Origin of the sequence: Bacteroides propionicigenes (genome assembly GCF_018390535.1) — a bacterium.
Classification (GTDB): Bacteria; Bacteroidota; Bacteroidia; order Bacteroidales; family Bacteroidaceae; genus Bacteroides; species Bacteroides propionicigenes.
On record NZ_JAHBBW010000017.1, the window covers coordinates 46,972 to 63,853 of the forward strand.

Here is a 16,882-nt window from a genome sequence, read left to right on the forward strand (position 1 = left end):
TATTAAAATCACAGAATCTCTGTTTTAGAGCCCTATTTTACATATAGCCAACTAATCATTTATCGAGTGCCATTACAAACAAAGAACGTTTTCCCGTTGTTGCAGAGTCAAAAGATACATACTGCCCTTGGGGAGAAACACGGGGATGCAGGTCACAAGCAATATGCCTGAACACATCTCTAGTTTGAAATTGCTTAGGAGAATATATACTTGCTATCAGTTCAACCACATTGTTACAGATATTCACTTTGTATAGTTTTGTCATTCTATATTTATCAGGATAAGTATCCGTTATAAATATGCTGTCGGAAATGAACGTTTGGTGTCCATCCGAATTAAGCATATTTTCTGCAATAATTTTATAATCATCCAAAGTATTCAAATTATACAATACATGACAATTTTTGCCATTTAATATACAAGATGCAATAATTTCATTTTTATAATTCCAAACATAATGTGAACCAGATTCTTGAGTTGGCAGGACAATATAGACAGAGCTTTGTAGATCATAAACTACAATAAAGGTTTTATGTAAATCTTTGCCTTCACTCCCAATTGGTACACATCTATATAAGAAAGATATATAATTACCATCTTTTGAAAACTCAGTATGAGTCACAAAATGAGAATAACTTTCTAAATATCTACTACCTACTTTCATAGCCAATTCGTATAACGATACAAGTATTTTCTTTTCCCCTGATTTTAAATCTACTAAAAAAAGACCATCATCCTTTGGATAAGCTTCAAGTGTATCACTATTAAAAACAGAATACCCATATCCAGGCATACAACGATTTAATCGTTCATAACAAAATGAAGTCGCGAATGATTCAGTCTCTGAATTATATATAGAATCAATAGGATAATTAATACATCTTGATTCTCCTGTAGAAAGAGAGGTAATTTCTGCAACAAGTTTACCTTCCTTCTCTGTATTATATATAATATGTTCACTATCTAACCATTGAAGCCGACACCCTTTATGGTAATTCCAAGTTGTAGTTTCAGTTATCTTATGAAAATCTCCTAATTTCCCATTTTTAAAATCAATATAACCAATTTCCATTTTGTCTCCAATATTAGGCATATATAAATCAAATGGAAGCTTGTGTGCTAGAATCATTGTTTCATCTTCATTAAAAGGAGATATATCATGAAAACCAAAAAAGAAGCCCTCTTTATAAGAGTAATCTCCAGAAAACATATTCTTTTTTCTAGGTAGCAAATCAAAAAATCCTTGATACAAAATCTTTATAATCTTTTTTATTAACGGATACTTTCTAACAAGACCATAAACAAATACTTCTACCTTATTCATAAAATGTTTTTATTAAATATTCTATTGCTTCCCTATTACATTTATAATAAAACTTCTTTTTCATCTTACTTGTAGACACATGTTCATTATCAAATACTCTTAGCTGTGGATAATAACATACTTTCATTCCAATATTTTTAATAAGTTCAGCTAAGTATATTTCCTCACCAAATAAAAATATTGGATATACTATTTCTTCATATTTAGAAATAAAATTTTTAGTTAATATCATAAATGAACCATGACCAGCATAAATTTCTGTTCCCTGGCAAAATTCAACATTTGAAGATTTTCTCCTATATAATGTATTCATATATATCCAATCTAAAATTGGATATTTATAAAGCAATAATATTATATTGAGTCTTTTCTTTGTATATCGCTCTAATATTTTAGGATTTCGATCTCTTTTTTCCTCATTAGACCATATTCCATTCGCGATCCATGCAACATGACTATCAATGCTAAGCGTAGAAAACACCTTAAAAAAAGACACATCCATCATTATATCGACATTGGATATTATAAAATAGTCATACTCTGTTAACACTATTTGTTCCTTCTTTATAGCATATGATACAGCTCCTAAATATCCCATATTTTTTCCTGTAAATACATAATGTATATCTAATGCCTCAGAAAAACAAGATAACTCTAATGGAATATTAGAATTATCTGCAATTATTATTTTTAGAGAAATATTATTTACTTCACCCAAAGATTTCCCTACAGAAGACAAATAGTCCATCAATGCTTCTTCTGCATTGTAGTTAATAGCAAGTAAAAGAATATTCATTATAGTATCGAATTAATATTAAATCTTTAACATTTTAGCATATCAATATTTACTCCTATTAACCCAATATACAAAGGCCACATAAAATCATAAGATGACAAAAAAGGATTGGTAGCCTGGCCTATAAGAAAAATTATCAAACCTACATAATATGAATATAAAACTACATTATGGTTTTTCTTTACCACCTTTATTATAGAGTATAATATCAATATAATTCCAATATAGTAAATTATACACCCTATAATTCCTAACGTAACTAAATCAAAAACATAGCCAAGTTCAAAGGAAGAACTAAGAGCGTATCTTGCAGGCTCATAGAGAATAGCACCCAAGCCATTACCTAATAATGGAGCATTCATAAACTCCTTTAAGAGCATAGATAACTGTTTAAATTTAATAGGTTCCTCAACTGAATCAAAAGCACGTTCAAAACGTTCAATATATCCATCAAAAGAAACAAAGGAAAGTAATATCATACAGGTGATCCCTCCTATTACCAGCAAATATATTACAGATTTTAAGGTTCTTCTATAAGTTAATTTACCTAACATTTTTCTATGAAATAAAGGGAAAAAAGGCGCTATCATACAAGTTAGCATATACATACGCCTGCCTGAAATTATTAAAACTACAAACGTTAACAATAGTAATACCAGCAATAGTATACGAGGAAAACCTAAATTATAATTTGTCATTAAAAAGATAACAAGCATAGGGGTTGTAAAAACAAGGGCATTAATATATCCAGCTGTTAAATGGCTCTGATTGCTGTATATACTAAAAATCAAATCATCAGGATAAATCTCTATAAAAGAATATCCAAACCACTGGAATAGCATATACAGCGAAATATAAATTACTATAAATATGTGTGAGTAAATCAAAATTTTAGCTAAATTCAAATACTCCTTTTCGTTGTCTACCAAAGATATATAAACAAGGTATACCACTGGCCAAAACAAATTAATAGGAACAACATTTAACACATAACCATTTGAATGTAAAATTCCTATAAAGATGCCATATACTCCTTTAATCCAAATTATAGATACTATAAGTAGAACTGGTTTTGAAATGTTAAATTTCTTACATATCACCCTGTAGACAAAGATACACAATAGTAAAATTATGAAAGGCAGTTTAGACAACATATAACAACCAGGGAAACAAACCATATAAAAAAACAGAGCTCCCCCAATAAATCTTTTCAACATTCCTATTGAAAATATATTCCGCTTATAATACAAAGCCATCTACTAACCCTTTTAATGTTTTTTTAATTTTATCCCATTTATCATCATCAGCCAATAGCATAACAATCAAATCAATTCCACAAAAGAGACTCTTCTTAAAAATCCAAAGAGGTCTTTTAAATACGTACTTCTTAAATATATATATATGATTTCTCATTATATAATATCTTCTTGTTGCATTATGATTTGTTGTCTTTATATTGAAAAGTCCCCACATAACAGATTTGTTTTGCGGATCTCCCAATTTATGCTGCAAAATAGGATTTTGGATACGTATAGTATCAAAACCTGCAACTGAACACCGCAAAGCAAATTCAAAATCCACTCCATCTATAAACATTTTCTCATCATACCATCCCACTCTTTCAAAAACTCTTCCATTATGAAACATGCCAGATGTAATTAAAGAACAAGTGCGTTTAAATTTCAAATTAGAATCTAATAAAAAGGGAACATTAGGAACATGTTTTGTAGATATTAAACCAATATTAGTTGCCAAGTCTTCAGGTAGAACTCTAAAAACTTCATTATAATAATATAAAAAATTACGAATAGGAATACTATCTTGATCAAATGTAAAAATCCACTTATATCCTGAAGATAGTGCTCTTCTTATTCCAATATTAAGAGCATATGCAATTCCCATATTTTTTTTTAACAAGACAGTATCTACTATACAATGCTTTAGAAAAGATAAGTCACTAGAATTATTATCTACTACAATAATAAAACCGAATAATTCTATATGACGTTTAATTGCTTCTTCAAATAGAGAATCTGGATTAAATGTCACAATAACAGCACATGAATTTTCTTTTGTTAAAATCATCCTTAAGAAACTATAAGATGTAATTACAATTCAATTACTAATCATGTCAATAAGTATATGTAAATCCTCTTTTTGTCTTTTTAATATCTTCTGATATTGTTCTTCACTTTTCAATTTATACCATTGATATCTTTCCTCTAAAAGTCTAATACGATAAAATAAATCGTTTACATAAAAAGGAGAACAGTATAAAGCTGCATCGTCCAAAATTTCTGGCATAGAACAAACATTAGAAGAAATAACAGGCGTTCCATATTTCATAGCCTCAATGGGAGGATATCCAAAACCCTCAGTCAATGATGGATAAATCAAAGCCCATGCATGCATATATAAGTTTTCAATGTCAGATGTAGATACATAGTTTAAGCCAATAATATCCTTATTTGATATATCTCTATTTTTTCCTGTTACCACTAGTAGCATATCAGGAAAAATTTCTTTTACTCTATTGAAACATTTCAATACAATATTAAAATTCTTGTTTTCTCTATTTGCATTTACAAATAATATATATTTTTTACCTGAAGCTAAAATCATATCTATTTTACTATTATCAATAATATTCTTTCGGATATATTGTTTAGATGGTGGATATAAAATATTAATATGTTTCTTATTGCCTATTTTAGGAAAATAATATTTTATCGAGTTTGCTGTATATTGAGATACGGTAATTATAGTAACATTATCTTGCAGCAAAAATGATTCTATTTTTTGATAACGACTTATGGTCCTACGCAATGTAGAATATTTTATGCGAGGAAACCAATAATCCACACTTAAACGTAAATAGTTCTTTAATGAGCATTGAGATAGAAAGTGTATTCTATTATCCAAAAACTCCATATCACCAATATCATGCATTACGCAAACAATTCTACACTCTATATTTTCAAGATTATATGCTATATAACGTTGTATAATACCAACAAACAAGATATCAACCTCATAAAGTCTAACATACTCTGAAATTGTATTTTTACTAATATCCAATAGCTGAATTTTTGTTCTAAGGTTCTCTAAGTCCTTATCCAAAAAAGAAAGTCTTGAATTAAATAGTCCAAATATAACATTGCCACTTTTAGATAGTAATTCATCAAGAACTTTTTTTACATATTCCCCTCCTCCGCTATGATATTTTTGGATAGATATAAGATCAAATAATATTTTCATCCTGTAGTACTTTTTTAGTCATTTCCAAATAAGCTCTTCCCCATTTTTGATCAGGTTCTAAATGAGCACCTTCTGCCCATTCATTCCATGCATTAATAAATAGCAAATTTTCATCCTTGCTATATGGAACAAAATTGCTGACAACAGATTTTAGCCACTTATAATAAAGAGTTGGAGTACTCCCTTTAAAAGCTAAAAAAAAGCCTTTTTTACGTGGAGCATTGTCCCAGGAAGGCATAACACAAGGGTATCGTTTATATGTAGGTTGAGATTGTTTACACATAAAGCGGACATACGATGGATAAGACAGAATAATTGGTAATAAATTCTGTTTTAAGTATCTTCTTGCCAATTTATTAATCATACGAGGAAGAATATTTCTGTTCTTCATATATGAATTGGAATTCATAGCATGCGGTTGAAACTCTATTGCAGCATCGAAACCTGCATCTAAATATTCCTCCCCACTAACCCCATAAGATTCAAATCTACAAATATATAATTCAATTCCTTCCTTTTTTGCTTCATCTCGCCATAACTTTAGCGTTGCAGAAACATCAGGAATTAATGTAGAACGATAGATCGCTATTACTGGTTTATTATCAATCCTTAAGTATCTTGGATCTTTAAAGACATTTAATAAATATGCAATATGATTTTTATCATCCTCCAAAGAATAATCCTGCTGTAACAATATATCATCAGGTTTATTGCTCCATCCTTTTGTCCAATTTTCATTAGCCCAACAAAACATAAATGGCAAATCGGGTTTTCCCGTTTTCAAAATATCCTCCATAGGTTTCTCTAAAATACGCCTCCCATTAAACCAATAGTGATAATAACAGAAAGCTGAAATGCCATATTCTCGAGCCATTTTAGCTTGTAATTCTTTAACCTCAGCCAATCTTAAATCATAAAACCCCAAATCAGCAGGAAGATGTGGCTGGTAATGCCCTAAAAAACGAGGGCGAGCTTTCGTTACATTTGTCCATTCTGTAAATCCCATTCCCCACCATTCATCATTCTCTGCAGTAGGATAAAATTGTGGTAAAAAAATAGCAATCGGACGTATCTTTTTATTCATCATCTTATATCTTTACAAGTATAGTATATTAGAATTCTTCACACATATCTTCTACCAAATATGCACATACACATTTAGACTGTTGTATATTATCATACCTTTTCTGAAAAGTACAAGATATATTTTTTAATAACTCCTGAGAAGGTTTATTTTTCAGTATCTCCATTATCTTATCTTTTAATTGCATATAATTTAACGGGAAAGTATAATAATTTACTAATCCCATAGTGACTTCAGGTAAAGCTGCTGCTTCCGTACAAATTACCGGAGTACCACATATTGCTGCTTCAATAGGTGTGTATCCAAAACCTTCATGCTGTGAAGGGGATACAAAAACTATGGCTTTCTTATATAACAAACTTAATTCCTCATCGGATAAATACCTTGAAATATGTATTACTCGATCTTGAATACCTAATTGTTTTATCAAAGGTACAATTTCCGCTACCCAATACGATGTCTTTTTACCGACTATCAATAAATCATTGGTAATGAAACTTTTAAGTTCATTAAATGCTAAAAGTAAGGTCTTTATATTCTTAAGTTCTGTCAAAGAATTTACATATAAAATATAATTAGGAGTAAGAGTTTCATCAATAGACAAAGCCTTAGGAGCAACAATTACAGAGTTATAAATTACTCTGACTTTATTAAAATCTACTTTTTTGCAATATTTATAAATATCTTTTTTTGTATAATTTGAAATTGCTATAATTTTATCAGAAGTCAAGATCGCTTGCTTAAGTATCCACCATTGTTGCATTTTCTTTATTCCTTTATAAATTTTCATTGCTTGCAAATCATGAATTGTCACAATTTTTCTTATCTTAACTTTTCCAGAAGATAAAATAGTAGGAAAAGGAACAAACACTCTATCAGCATTGGAGTTATTAACTAATTTGTGCCATCTACATCGATTAATCAATGTTGACAATTTAGAAAAATAACATAAAGAACACATATTTAAAATAATATAATCTAATTCAGGGTATATATTCCTAATTGAATGTACATTATTAGTAGTAACAATAAAGCTAAAATGCTGCTTATTAGTCTCAGCCGAATCAATCCACCCTCGTATTAAGCGTATAGAATAAGTGTCTATTCCACTCCTAACATCTTCTCCAATATAAGTTAAGTCTACTAAAATTCTCATAGATTATTATTTTAAGAAAAAAAAGTTCAATATTCGATCCATACTTTGCCGCATTGAATGATTAATACTACACAAAATAACCAACAACGTTATTCCAAAAAAAACTGTGTCCAAAATAACACATAATATCCATGTCGTGAAATCTTGGTCTGCAGTTATCGGTAACACAGATATCAAAAATGCACTGATCCATGCCACGAACATCCCTGAAACAAAACACTTAAAATAGAGTTTCCAATAATGCCATACGGAAATCTTAAATCCCCACCCAAACAAGAAATAAGGCTTCCATAAAAAAACGACAAGTATTAGACTCAATAACACACCTGTCAAAATACCTGGTAATCCCCATATAGAACCAAACCAAATGGAACAGCCGATATTGATACAGGCTTCTGCTAAAGTCGCCCATACATCTTGAAAAAGGCCGTATGCATTGTTAAAAGAATCTATAATATTACGTACTAAATCAATAAAAAGGACTGCAGTAATTAGTAACAAGGTAGTATGATCCAATACATACTCCTCACCAATCCACAAGGATATAAAAGAGCCAACCAGCATATAAAAGCCATAGCATACTACCGCTACAATGTAGAAACGGAGCGAAAATAATTCATCAAAAACAGAAATAGCACGTTCTCTGTCATTTTCAGCTACCAAATTACCAATACCAGCATTAACACTATTAAAAATAGAACTTACTAACATTTGAAGCCCAGTAGCTACTAACATATAATTACCATAGATAGCCACTAATGAAAGTGAAGCGTATGCATAAATAATAATAGAGCTAGATTGAGAAAATGCAAAAGAACCTATCTTATGGAAAAAGATTTGTTTGGTTTTCTTTATAATATTTATGTGTTTCTTGCGCATCACGCCTCCTATTCGAGGCTGTGGACACAACCATGGATACTCACATCTCAATACATATTCAATAACAACAGTGGTGATAACAGACATCAGAAACTCAAGTACTAACCAATAGACATAACCATTAGCCAAATAAATTATAGATAATAATTGAATAATAACTTTCACTACTTTGATACCCTGTATGTTTAATGTTATTTTATACTCCTTTTGGTCTGCGGTTAAAACTATCTGTTTATAATTGAATACATATCCAAGCAAGGCGCTGAATAAGCACACACAAAATGAAGCATATGTATACCATAAAGGCACTTTAGCTTTCTCAAAAATCAATGGAAAAAAACACATTAATACACAGGCCGCAATAGTTATGATTACTGCAATACGCCGATAAAGCCATCCTTGTATTGATACAATTTCATTAATTGAACGGAGATCATTTAAGAAAAGAGGTTTATAAAGAGCATAAGACACCGCGCCACCAATCCCCAATTCTGCCAAGTTTAAAAAGCCTAATAGGTTTTGAGCCGTAGTGTTCAATCCCAATATTTCTGCTCCCAAATAGTCTAAAAAAAATTTGCGAGAGAAAAAAGACAAAACCAAATTAATGAAATAAAAGATAAGAGCTACTTTCACATTTTTAAGGCTCTTGGATGTACGAGAATTTTCAACCATTATAAGTTATCCATTTCTGTTAATTATGGAAGAAAAATGTATTAGTATTTATAAAAAAACGTTCAGTAAACACAGATGTATATGGAACATTCCATAATAAAATTATATGACAACACAAAAATCTTCATTTTATATCAATTATACTATACGTTATAACTCTGTGATTCTTTGATACATTACTCCTAAGATTGACGACTAACCAAGACCAAAACATTCAAAACTTCATTTTGAGAAATATCATAATAAATAACAAAAGAAAATCCTTTATAACAGAGAAAAAGAGTATTTACACCACATCTATCTATTGATTGATTATCTCGTCAACTTGTGAATTTGGAATACGACGAACTGTATATTGCTTCTCAATAGCGAGACGAACAATTCCGCATCAGATCTTTGGATAAAGATACAATAAAATCATCCATACTACGACAAAGTGATTCAGATATCACTGCTGATTCGTTCACTGCATGATTCTTCTCATATAGTCTGGATTCGTTCATAACTTCCTAATTTGATTTAGAAATATACCCAAATATTGGAACTTCCTAATAAGTAATTATCACATTCATTTCAAATGCAAGAATTGATTTTTACTAGGATATGACCGCAAAACAAAACATTAACCACTAATTTATTTTAGTAAGAATTTGCCTAATCAGGTATTTCTTCATACATATTGTTTGAAAAGAACTCCGTTTATTATGCGAAACAATATTGAGACGTCTGATCTTATATTGAATTGTTATAAACATATACCCTGTCTGCAATCTCCTTTTGGACTCAACGAGCCCCCTCACGTACAGTAATGGCTACTTATTTCATTTAAAGTGTGTAACTGTTCATCAGTAGGTTCTTCCAAGAAAGTTAAACGATAATTATTTAATTTCATGACCATACCACATATATTTATAGTATGAATAAAGAGATTCACTATCTTGAAAAGGTGAAAGCACCTTATTTCACATTAATTTATTGGGAATAATCAAGTTAACTTTAACAAGACGTTAAAGTTAACTTGATTGTGCCTACAAAGTTAACATCCTCCAAATTTAAAGTTAACTTTATACGCCCCTTAAGTTGCATTATAGATTTTTAGCCTTAACATTGTTAAAATCATTATCCACACTTTATACAGTGTAGTGATCCAAGAATATAACGAATACAATATTCTTATCATCCGCGTCTCACATAGCTCACCGGCACACTAACCAATGCGCATCCCAATTCCTGCAATCTTACAGCTATGTAATATTTACTTTCGTATTTCACCATTTCGCCACGAATACCCTGCATACTTCCTTTTGCCACAGTTACCATAGTTCCCGGAGCAATCGGTTCATTGACCATTAATATAGAAGTATCGGAAAGGTCAACCATGAAGCGAAAATCCTCCATTTGTTGGTCGGGAATGATGAGAGGGGCATTAGTGCCACGTTTACTAAAGAAATGATGGACGTTGGGAGTATGTTCTACGATAGAAAGTTCTGGACGAGAAAGATGGACAAAGACCATACCGTTAATCACCGGTTTAGTGATTTTAATACGCTTTCCGGTATGCTCACGATAGACATCCTGCACAGGCAAATAAACTTCTATACCTTGCTCACGAAGCCACGATTCCACCTTGAATTCTGTATTGTGGCGAACATAAACAGCATGCCAATGCTTATGAATCGACGTAGTTAACAAATGCTAATGATAGATTATTAATAGTTTAGTAATAAGCGTTTTATGATTTCACTAAGAATGAGCTTCTTTTACGGCTCCGCCGAACGTAGCTTTCACTACGCCTCTTATTTAAGAATGGAATTTACATCCACGAATAGTTCGTTTTGCGGGGACAAAGATAAACACTCCGTATGGAACTACAAAATATTTAATAGATAAAAAGTTTTGAATTAACATAATCTTCTTTCATGTACATCGAACATTTCTCCCCTTTTTCGTTTATCTTTGTACACTCTTTCCAACGTAAAGAGGAAAGGTAATCTTCGGCAAGTCTCAGAAAGACAGGAAGAAGAAAGAACTTTTATTAATTAAAACACCAATTAAAAATCAGAAAATTATGGCAATGCATACATGGTTTGAGTGCAAAATCCGTTACGAAAAAACAATGGAAAACGGAATGAACAAGAAAGTAACTGAACCTTATCTGGTAGATGCACTCAGCTTTACAGAAGCGGAAGCACGTATCATCGAGGAAATCACACCGTTTATTTCGGGAGAATTTACCGTATCGGACATCAAACGGGCTAATTACAGTGAGTTGTTTCCATATGAAGAAGATGCTGCCGATCGCTGGTTTAAATGCAAGCTGGTTTTCATCACACTGGATGAGAAAAGCGGTGCAGAAAAGAAAACATCCACTCAAGTATTGGTACAGGCTGCCGACTTACGCGACGCAGTGAAGAAGCTGGACGAAGGAATGAAAGGCACAATGGCCGATTATCAAATTGCGTCGGTAGCTGAAACTGCCATTATGGATGTATATCCGTACAGCGCGGAACCGAATGATAAGCCGGAAGTCTGAAATAAAGGAGTATCGAATATCAGAGATTGAAAGTTTTATTGTGTATACATTATTATATTATATACGATGAGCATTGCAGAAAACATAAAGAAAGTACTGAACGAACTGCCTCAAGGAGTACGACTGGTAGCTGTTTCTAAATTTCACCCCGACGAAGCGATAGAAGAAGCATATAGCGTAGGGCAACGTGTATTTGGAGAAAGCAAGGCGCAAGAGCTGATAGCCAAGTACGAAAGTCTGCCCAAAGATATCGAATGGCATTTCATCGGACATCTGCAGACTAATAAAATAAAGTATATCGTGCCCTATGTAGCACTGATTCATGGCGTAGACTCTTACAAACTTCTTACTGAAATCAACAAGCAAGCTGCTAAGGCTGGACGTACTGTAAATTGCTTGCTGCAACTGTACATTGCACAGGAAGAGACTAAATTCGGCTTCAGCTTCGACGAATGTCAAGAAATGCTTGCCACCGGTGAGTGGAAAAGACTTACAAATATCAGGATATGCGGATTGATGGGCATGGCTACAAACACAGACAATACCGAACAAATCAAAACTGAGTTTTGTTCATTAAGTAGCTTCTTCCAAGAAGTGAAAACCACGTGGTTTGCCGATGCAGAATGGTTCCGGGAGTTATCTATGGGAATGTCACACGATTATCACGAAGCAATTATCGCCGGCAGCACTTTGGTACGTGTAGGAAGTAAAATATTTGGAGAAAGAATATATTAATAACTAATAACTATTATCATGGCAACATTAGAAACTACTTTTGCAGGATTAAAACTTAGAAATCCGATTATTATCAGCAGTTCAGGGCTTACCGACAGCGCTGCCAAAAACCAGAAGCTTTATGAAGCCGGTGCAGGAGCTATCGTACTCAAGTCTCTTTTTGAAGAACAAATCATGATGGAAGCCGACTGGCTGGGAGATCCTAATATGTATCCGGAAGGAAGTGATTATTTGGTAGGATATATACGCGAACACAAATTGGGTGAATATTTGAATTTAATCAAAGAGAGCAAGCAAGTTTGTGACATACCTATCATCGCCAGCATCAACTGTTATCAGGATGCAGACTGGATTGAGTTTGCCAAAAAGATAGAAGAAGCCGGCGCGGATGCTTTAGAAATTAATATCCTTGCCCTGCAAACCGATGTACAATATACATATGGTGCTTTTGAGCAACGCCACATCGACATCTTGAGCCATATCAAGAAAACAGTTGGTATCCCTGTCATCATGAAATTAGGAGATAACCTTACCAATCCGATAGCTCTTATCGACCAGCTTTATGCTAACGGAGCAGCGGCAGTAGTAATGTTCAACCGCTTCTATCAACCGGATATTGACATTGAGAAAATAGCTCAAAGCGCCGGTAACGTGTTCAGCACAGATGCAGATTTATCCAAGTCTTTGCGCTGGATAGGCATTGCGTCTGCAGCAGTCAGCAAACTGGACTATGCAGCATCAGGCGGCATACATGCTCCTGAAGGAGTGGTGAAAGCTATTTTGGCAGGTGCTTCAGCTGTAGAGATATGCAGCGCACTTTATCAAAATTCTTATGCTATCGTTGGTGAGTACGTCCGCTTCCTGAACTTGTGGATGGATCGCAAAGGAATGGAAAACATCAATCAATTTAAAGGTATGCTGAATGTCAGCGACCTGAACGGTGTAAATACATTCGAACGTACACAATTCCTGAAATATTTTTCATCACACAAATAAGAAGAAGTTGTGAAGTATATAAAAAACGGATGATACATATAGAAATGTATCATCCGTTTTTTTATCATTAAACTTATGATTCTATTAAGGTTATCCTATCGTCACTTCTTCTTATCCAATACTTCGAAACAAGAATTCTTGCTGACAAATTCGGGAACAATGTCTTTCATGGCAGCTACAATTTTCATCTGGTCATAAGTGTAGCTGACGTCAATCAACTTCTGAATACGTTCATTCACTTCATCATAATCATACTCACGCACAGTGGCAATCATAATCTTCTCATGATAAGTCGGTTTGGTAAGTTCCTTTATATTAAGCAACTCCTCATACAACTTTTCACCATGGCGCAAACCTGTAAACTCAATCTTGACATCGGTGCGTCCTGACAGACTGATCATTCTCTTGGCAAGATCTACAATCCGAACCGGCTTACCCATATCAAAAATGTAAATTTCTCCCCCATTCCCCATGCTACCGGCTTCGAGCACCAAACGACAAGCTTCCGGAATAGTCATAAAGTAACGAATAATTTCGGGGTGCGTCACCGTCACAGGTCCACCACGCTGTATCTGATCACGGAAACGAGGAATAACCGATCCATTTGAGCCCAGTACATTTCCGAAACGGGTAGTGATAAATTGGGTAACATGCCCGCCTTCTGCCTGCAGTTTCTTTGCCAGCGACTGAACGTAGATTTCACAAATACGTTTGGAACACCCCATTACATTGGTAGGATTCACTGCTTTATCCGTGGAAATCATCACAAACTTCTCCGCGCCATACTTCACTGCCAAATCGGCAACCGTTCTTGTACCATAAACATTTATCTGAATGGATTCCGATACGTTGTCTTCCATCATCGGCACGTGTTTGTAAGCTGCCGCATGAAAAATATACTGTGGCTTGTAGTGTCTGAAAATCTCTTCCATACGCGTCGCATTGGATATATTGGCTATGATGGTTTCAGCATCGATGTCACGCCAACGATCCTGCAATTCCAAACGAATATCATGCAAAGGAGTTTCAGCCTGATCCACAAGAATCAGTTTATAAGGATTGAAAGAAGCTACCTGACGCATAATCTCACTACCGATAGAACCGGCAGCACCGGTAATCATCACCCGCTTGCCTTCCAGATGGGAAGCGACTTTATGAATATCTATTTCAATAGGATTACGTTGCAATAGGTCTTCAATCTGAATTTCTTTCAGTTGGGTACGATCCAGAAACTGACTGTTCCATTCACTCAACGGAGGAGCCGTCATCAACTTGATATTATGCGATAACAGGCGATCTGCCATATCAGACCGTTTGAGCGCCTCCATCTTGGCAGGGGAAATAATAATGGTATGTACATCCCGGTCATCCAAAATCTCAATCAAAGTATCATCATTAGGATAAACCTTGACTCCCATCATCACCTTATTAATAAGTTCCGGTTCATCCGCTATGAAACCACGCAGGCGGTAATGATTACGCAAATTGACGCGCAGTGCCTTTGCAATATTTACTCCGGCCTCTTTGGCACCGTAAATAAACACATTGGCACTATGCGAACCGTCAAAATTCAACGCTTCGAAGAATATCTTTACAACAACGCGGGAACACGCCATCATGGCAAAACTGATAATATAGGACATGAACAGCACCGCTATGGGAGCCACATTCATACCTGTACAACTTTTTACCACGATACTCGCTATCAGCAGCAATGAGTATGACACCGTCAACGATACGAAAATACGCATTATATCGACAAACGATGAAAAACGAAGGACATTGGAATATGTACGGAAGAACCTAAAGAATACAAGGTTGACAACCACTGTACATACAATCATTATATCTATGGACGATGACTCGGAAAAAAGACTCCGAAAATCATACCGCAGTGCGTAAGCCAACAGACTGGATACGACCACAATGAGGACATCTATCAATAGAACAGTCCATATCGGTAATACTTTTGCTGAAAGATACCGATGAAAAAAGTTTCGCTTCATCACGTTTGACAGTTTTTGTTTTAGGCACCGCAAAGATACACTATTTTTTATCAAAGCGAAGAAGAAAATGATAAAATGTTACATCAAGTTACTTGCCAATTCACTCAACTGGCTACGCTCTCCTTTCACTAAATTGACATGGGCAAACAAGTTTTGATCTCTCATACGGTCTATCATATAGACAAGTCCGTTGGATTGGTTATCCAAATAGGGCTGGTCAATTTGCTGAATATCACCTGTAAAGACCATCTTCGTCCCTTCTCCGGCACGTGTTATAATCGTTTTAATCTCATGAGGTGTCAAATTTTGCGCTTCATCAATAATACAATAAGTCTCGCTCAAACTACGTCCGCGAATAAAAGCCAAAGCTTCGATAACGAGTTGGTCGCTTTTCTGCATATCTTCCAACCGCTTTACTTCACTTGAATTGGAAGCGAACTGATGCTTGATAACATTCAGGTTATCAAACAAAGGTTGCATATAGGGAGCCACCTTTTCATTGGCATCCCCCGGAAGGAAGCCCAAGTCCTTATTGGATAACGCAACGATAGGACGCGCCAGTAAGATTTGCTTATAATCCGTCAGCTTACCTAAAGCCGCTGCCAGCGCCAACAGTGTTTTACCTGTTCCCGCCTTGCCTGTAAGGGCTACCAATTTGATATTCGGATCATTCAGAACTTCAAAAGCAAAACTCTGTTCTGCATTGCGCGGCTCGATTCCATAATTCTTTGTCTTGTTCACACGGCAAACAGAATGAGTAAAAGGGTTATAACGGGCAAGCACGCTGCTACGGTCGCTCTTCAATACAAAACATTCATTGGGATGAATGATATCTTTAAAATCAAACTCACTAATATCCAGTCCCTCTTTGGACGAATAGATACGATCTATCAAAGTCGGGTCAACACCCTCAAATACTTCGTTCGACTTCTCAAATATATCCACATTGATAACCTTGTCATTGATATAATCCTCGCACAACAATCCAATAGAGCGTGCTTTCATACGAAGATTGACGTCCTTGGTGACAAGAATTGATTTCATCTTCGGCTTCTTCTCTGTCAGCCAGTCAACAACGGACAATATCTGATGATCGGGAATACGTTCCGGGAAAGAGTCGTGTACACGAGGCGAATCCACCGAACCGGCTACTACAAACAAGCGCCCCAGTCCTTCACCCAGCGGAGCGCCTTTGGTAAAAAGACTGTCGTCGGTAATCAAATCGAGTTCCCGAACAAACTCACGGGCATTGAAATTTATCTGCTCGTTGCCTTTCTTGAATTTATCGAGCTCTTCAAGTACTACAATGGGAAGATAAATGTCGTTCTCTTGAAAATTCTTCAAACAGTTATAGTCGTGAAGGATAACATTAGTATCAATCACAAAATTCTTCTTAGCTCCCATACTCTTTAGATTTAAATTGTTTATACCACATACCGACAA

Annotated in this window: 14 protein-coding genes; 3 read left to right on the top strand and 11 right to left on the bottom strand. The window is 34.5% G+C overall.

The features are described 5' to 3' along the window. Positions 1-55: 55 nt before the first annotated feature. The 9 genes from KG118_RS16120 to KG118_RS16160 all read right to left on the bottom strand — a co-directional run bounded on the left by KG118_RS16120 (position 56) and on the right by KG118_RS16160 (position 10,861). Positions 56-1,324, bottom strand: a complete 1,269-nt coding sequence (locus KG118_RS16120; RefSeq protein ID WP_117713036.1) for a hypothetical protein — start codon at positions 1,322-1,324, stop codon at positions 56-58. After that, positions 1,317-2,120, bottom strand: coding sequence for a hypothetical protein (locus tag KG118_RS16125; RefSeq protein ID WP_117713037.1), 804 nt, complete (start codon positions 2,118-2,120; stop codon positions 1,317-1,319). The genes KG118_RS16120 and KG118_RS16125 overlap by 8 nt, the downstream gene beginning before the upstream one ends. A gap of 26 nt (positions 2,121-2,146) precedes the next feature. Then, positions 2,147-3,376, bottom strand: a complete 1,230-nt coding sequence (locus tag KG118_RS16130; RefSeq protein ID WP_147331380.1) for a hypothetical protein — start codon at positions 3,374-3,376, stop codon at positions 2,147-2,149. Continuing rightward, the gene (locus KG118_RS16135; protein WP_117713039.1) at positions 3,360-4,205 is read right to left on the bottom strand and encodes a glycosyltransferase; all 846 of its coding nucleotides are present in this window, start codon (positions 4,203-4,205) and stop codon (positions 3,360-3,362) included. The genes KG118_RS16130 and KG118_RS16135 overlap by 17 nt, the downstream gene beginning before the upstream one ends. A 30-nt stretch (positions 4,206-4,235) precedes the next feature. Continuing rightward, a complete protein-coding gene (locus KG118_RS16140) occupies positions 4,236-5,378 on the bottom strand; it encodes a glycosyltransferase (protein ID WP_117713040.1) in 1,143 nt (380 codons plus the stop codon). Next, the gene (locus KG118_RS16145; protein WP_117713041.1) at positions 5,362-6,465 is read right to left on the bottom strand and encodes a glycosyltransferase WbsX family protein; all 1,104 of its coding nucleotides are present in this window, start codon (positions 6,463-6,465) and stop codon (positions 5,362-5,364) included. The genes KG118_RS16140 and KG118_RS16145 overlap by 17 nt, the downstream gene beginning before the upstream one ends. Positions 6,466-6,490: 25 nt before the next feature. Continuing rightward, the gene (locus KG118_RS16150; RefSeq protein WP_117713042.1) at positions 6,491-7,618 is read right to left on the bottom strand and encodes a glycosyltransferase family 4 protein; all 1,128 of its coding nucleotides are present in this window, start codon (positions 7,616-7,618) and stop codon (positions 6,491-6,493) included. 6 nt (positions 7,619-7,624) lie between these two features. Further along, complete coding sequence (locus tag KG118_RS16155) at positions 7,625-9,169, bottom strand: lipopolysaccharide biosynthesis protein (protein WP_117713043.1); 1,545 nt, start codon at positions 9,167-9,169, stop codon at positions 7,625-7,627. Between the two features lie 1,176 nt (positions 9,170-10,345). Then, positions 10,346-10,861, bottom strand: coding sequence for a UpxY family transcription antiterminator (locus KG118_RS16160; protein ID WP_117713044.1), 516 nt, complete (start codon positions 10,859-10,861; stop codon positions 10,346-10,348). Between the two features lie 376 nt (positions 10,862-11,237). Here KG118_RS16160 and KG118_RS16165 point away from each other — a divergent pair, with 376 nt between their 5' ends. From KG118_RS16165 to KG118_RS16175, 3 genes are all read left to right on the top strand, one after another. After that, on the top strand, positions 11,238-11,702 hold the full coding sequence (locus KG118_RS16165; RefSeq protein WP_117713045.1) for a DUF4494 domain-containing protein: 465 nt from the start codon (positions 11,238-11,240) through the stop codon (positions 11,700-11,702). Between the two features lie 66 nt (positions 11,703-11,768). Then, a complete protein-coding gene (locus KG118_RS16170; RefSeq protein ID WP_117713046.1) occupies positions 11,769-12,437 on the top strand; it encodes a YggS family pyridoxal phosphate-dependent enzyme in 669 nt (222 codons plus the stop codon). An 18-nt stretch (positions 12,438-12,455) separates the two neighbouring features. Next, positions 12,456-13,433, top strand: a complete 978-nt coding sequence (locus tag KG118_RS16175; protein WP_117713047.1) for a dihydroorotate dehydrogenase-like protein — start codon at positions 12,456-12,458, stop codon at positions 13,431-13,433. A 101-nt stretch (positions 13,434-13,534) separates the two neighbouring features. On the opposite strand, the gene KG118_RS16180 is transcribed toward KG118_RS16175, so the two are convergent. Both KG118_RS16180 and KG118_RS16185 read right to left on the bottom strand, forming a co-directional pair. Then, the gene (locus KG118_RS16180) at positions 13,535-15,439 is read right to left on the bottom strand and encodes a polysaccharide biosynthesis protein (RefSeq protein WP_117713048.1); all 1,905 of its coding nucleotides are present in this window, start codon (positions 15,437-15,439) and stop codon (positions 13,535-13,537) included. 78 nt (positions 15,440-15,517) lie between these two features. After that, positions 15,518-16,843 carry a PhoH family protein gene (locus KG118_RS16185; protein ID WP_117713049.1) on the bottom strand — a complete coding sequence of 442 codons (1,326 nt, stop codon included), beginning with the start codon at positions 16,841-16,843 and terminating at the stop codon, positions 15,518-15,520. Positions 16,844-16,882 lie beyond the last annotated feature (39 nt).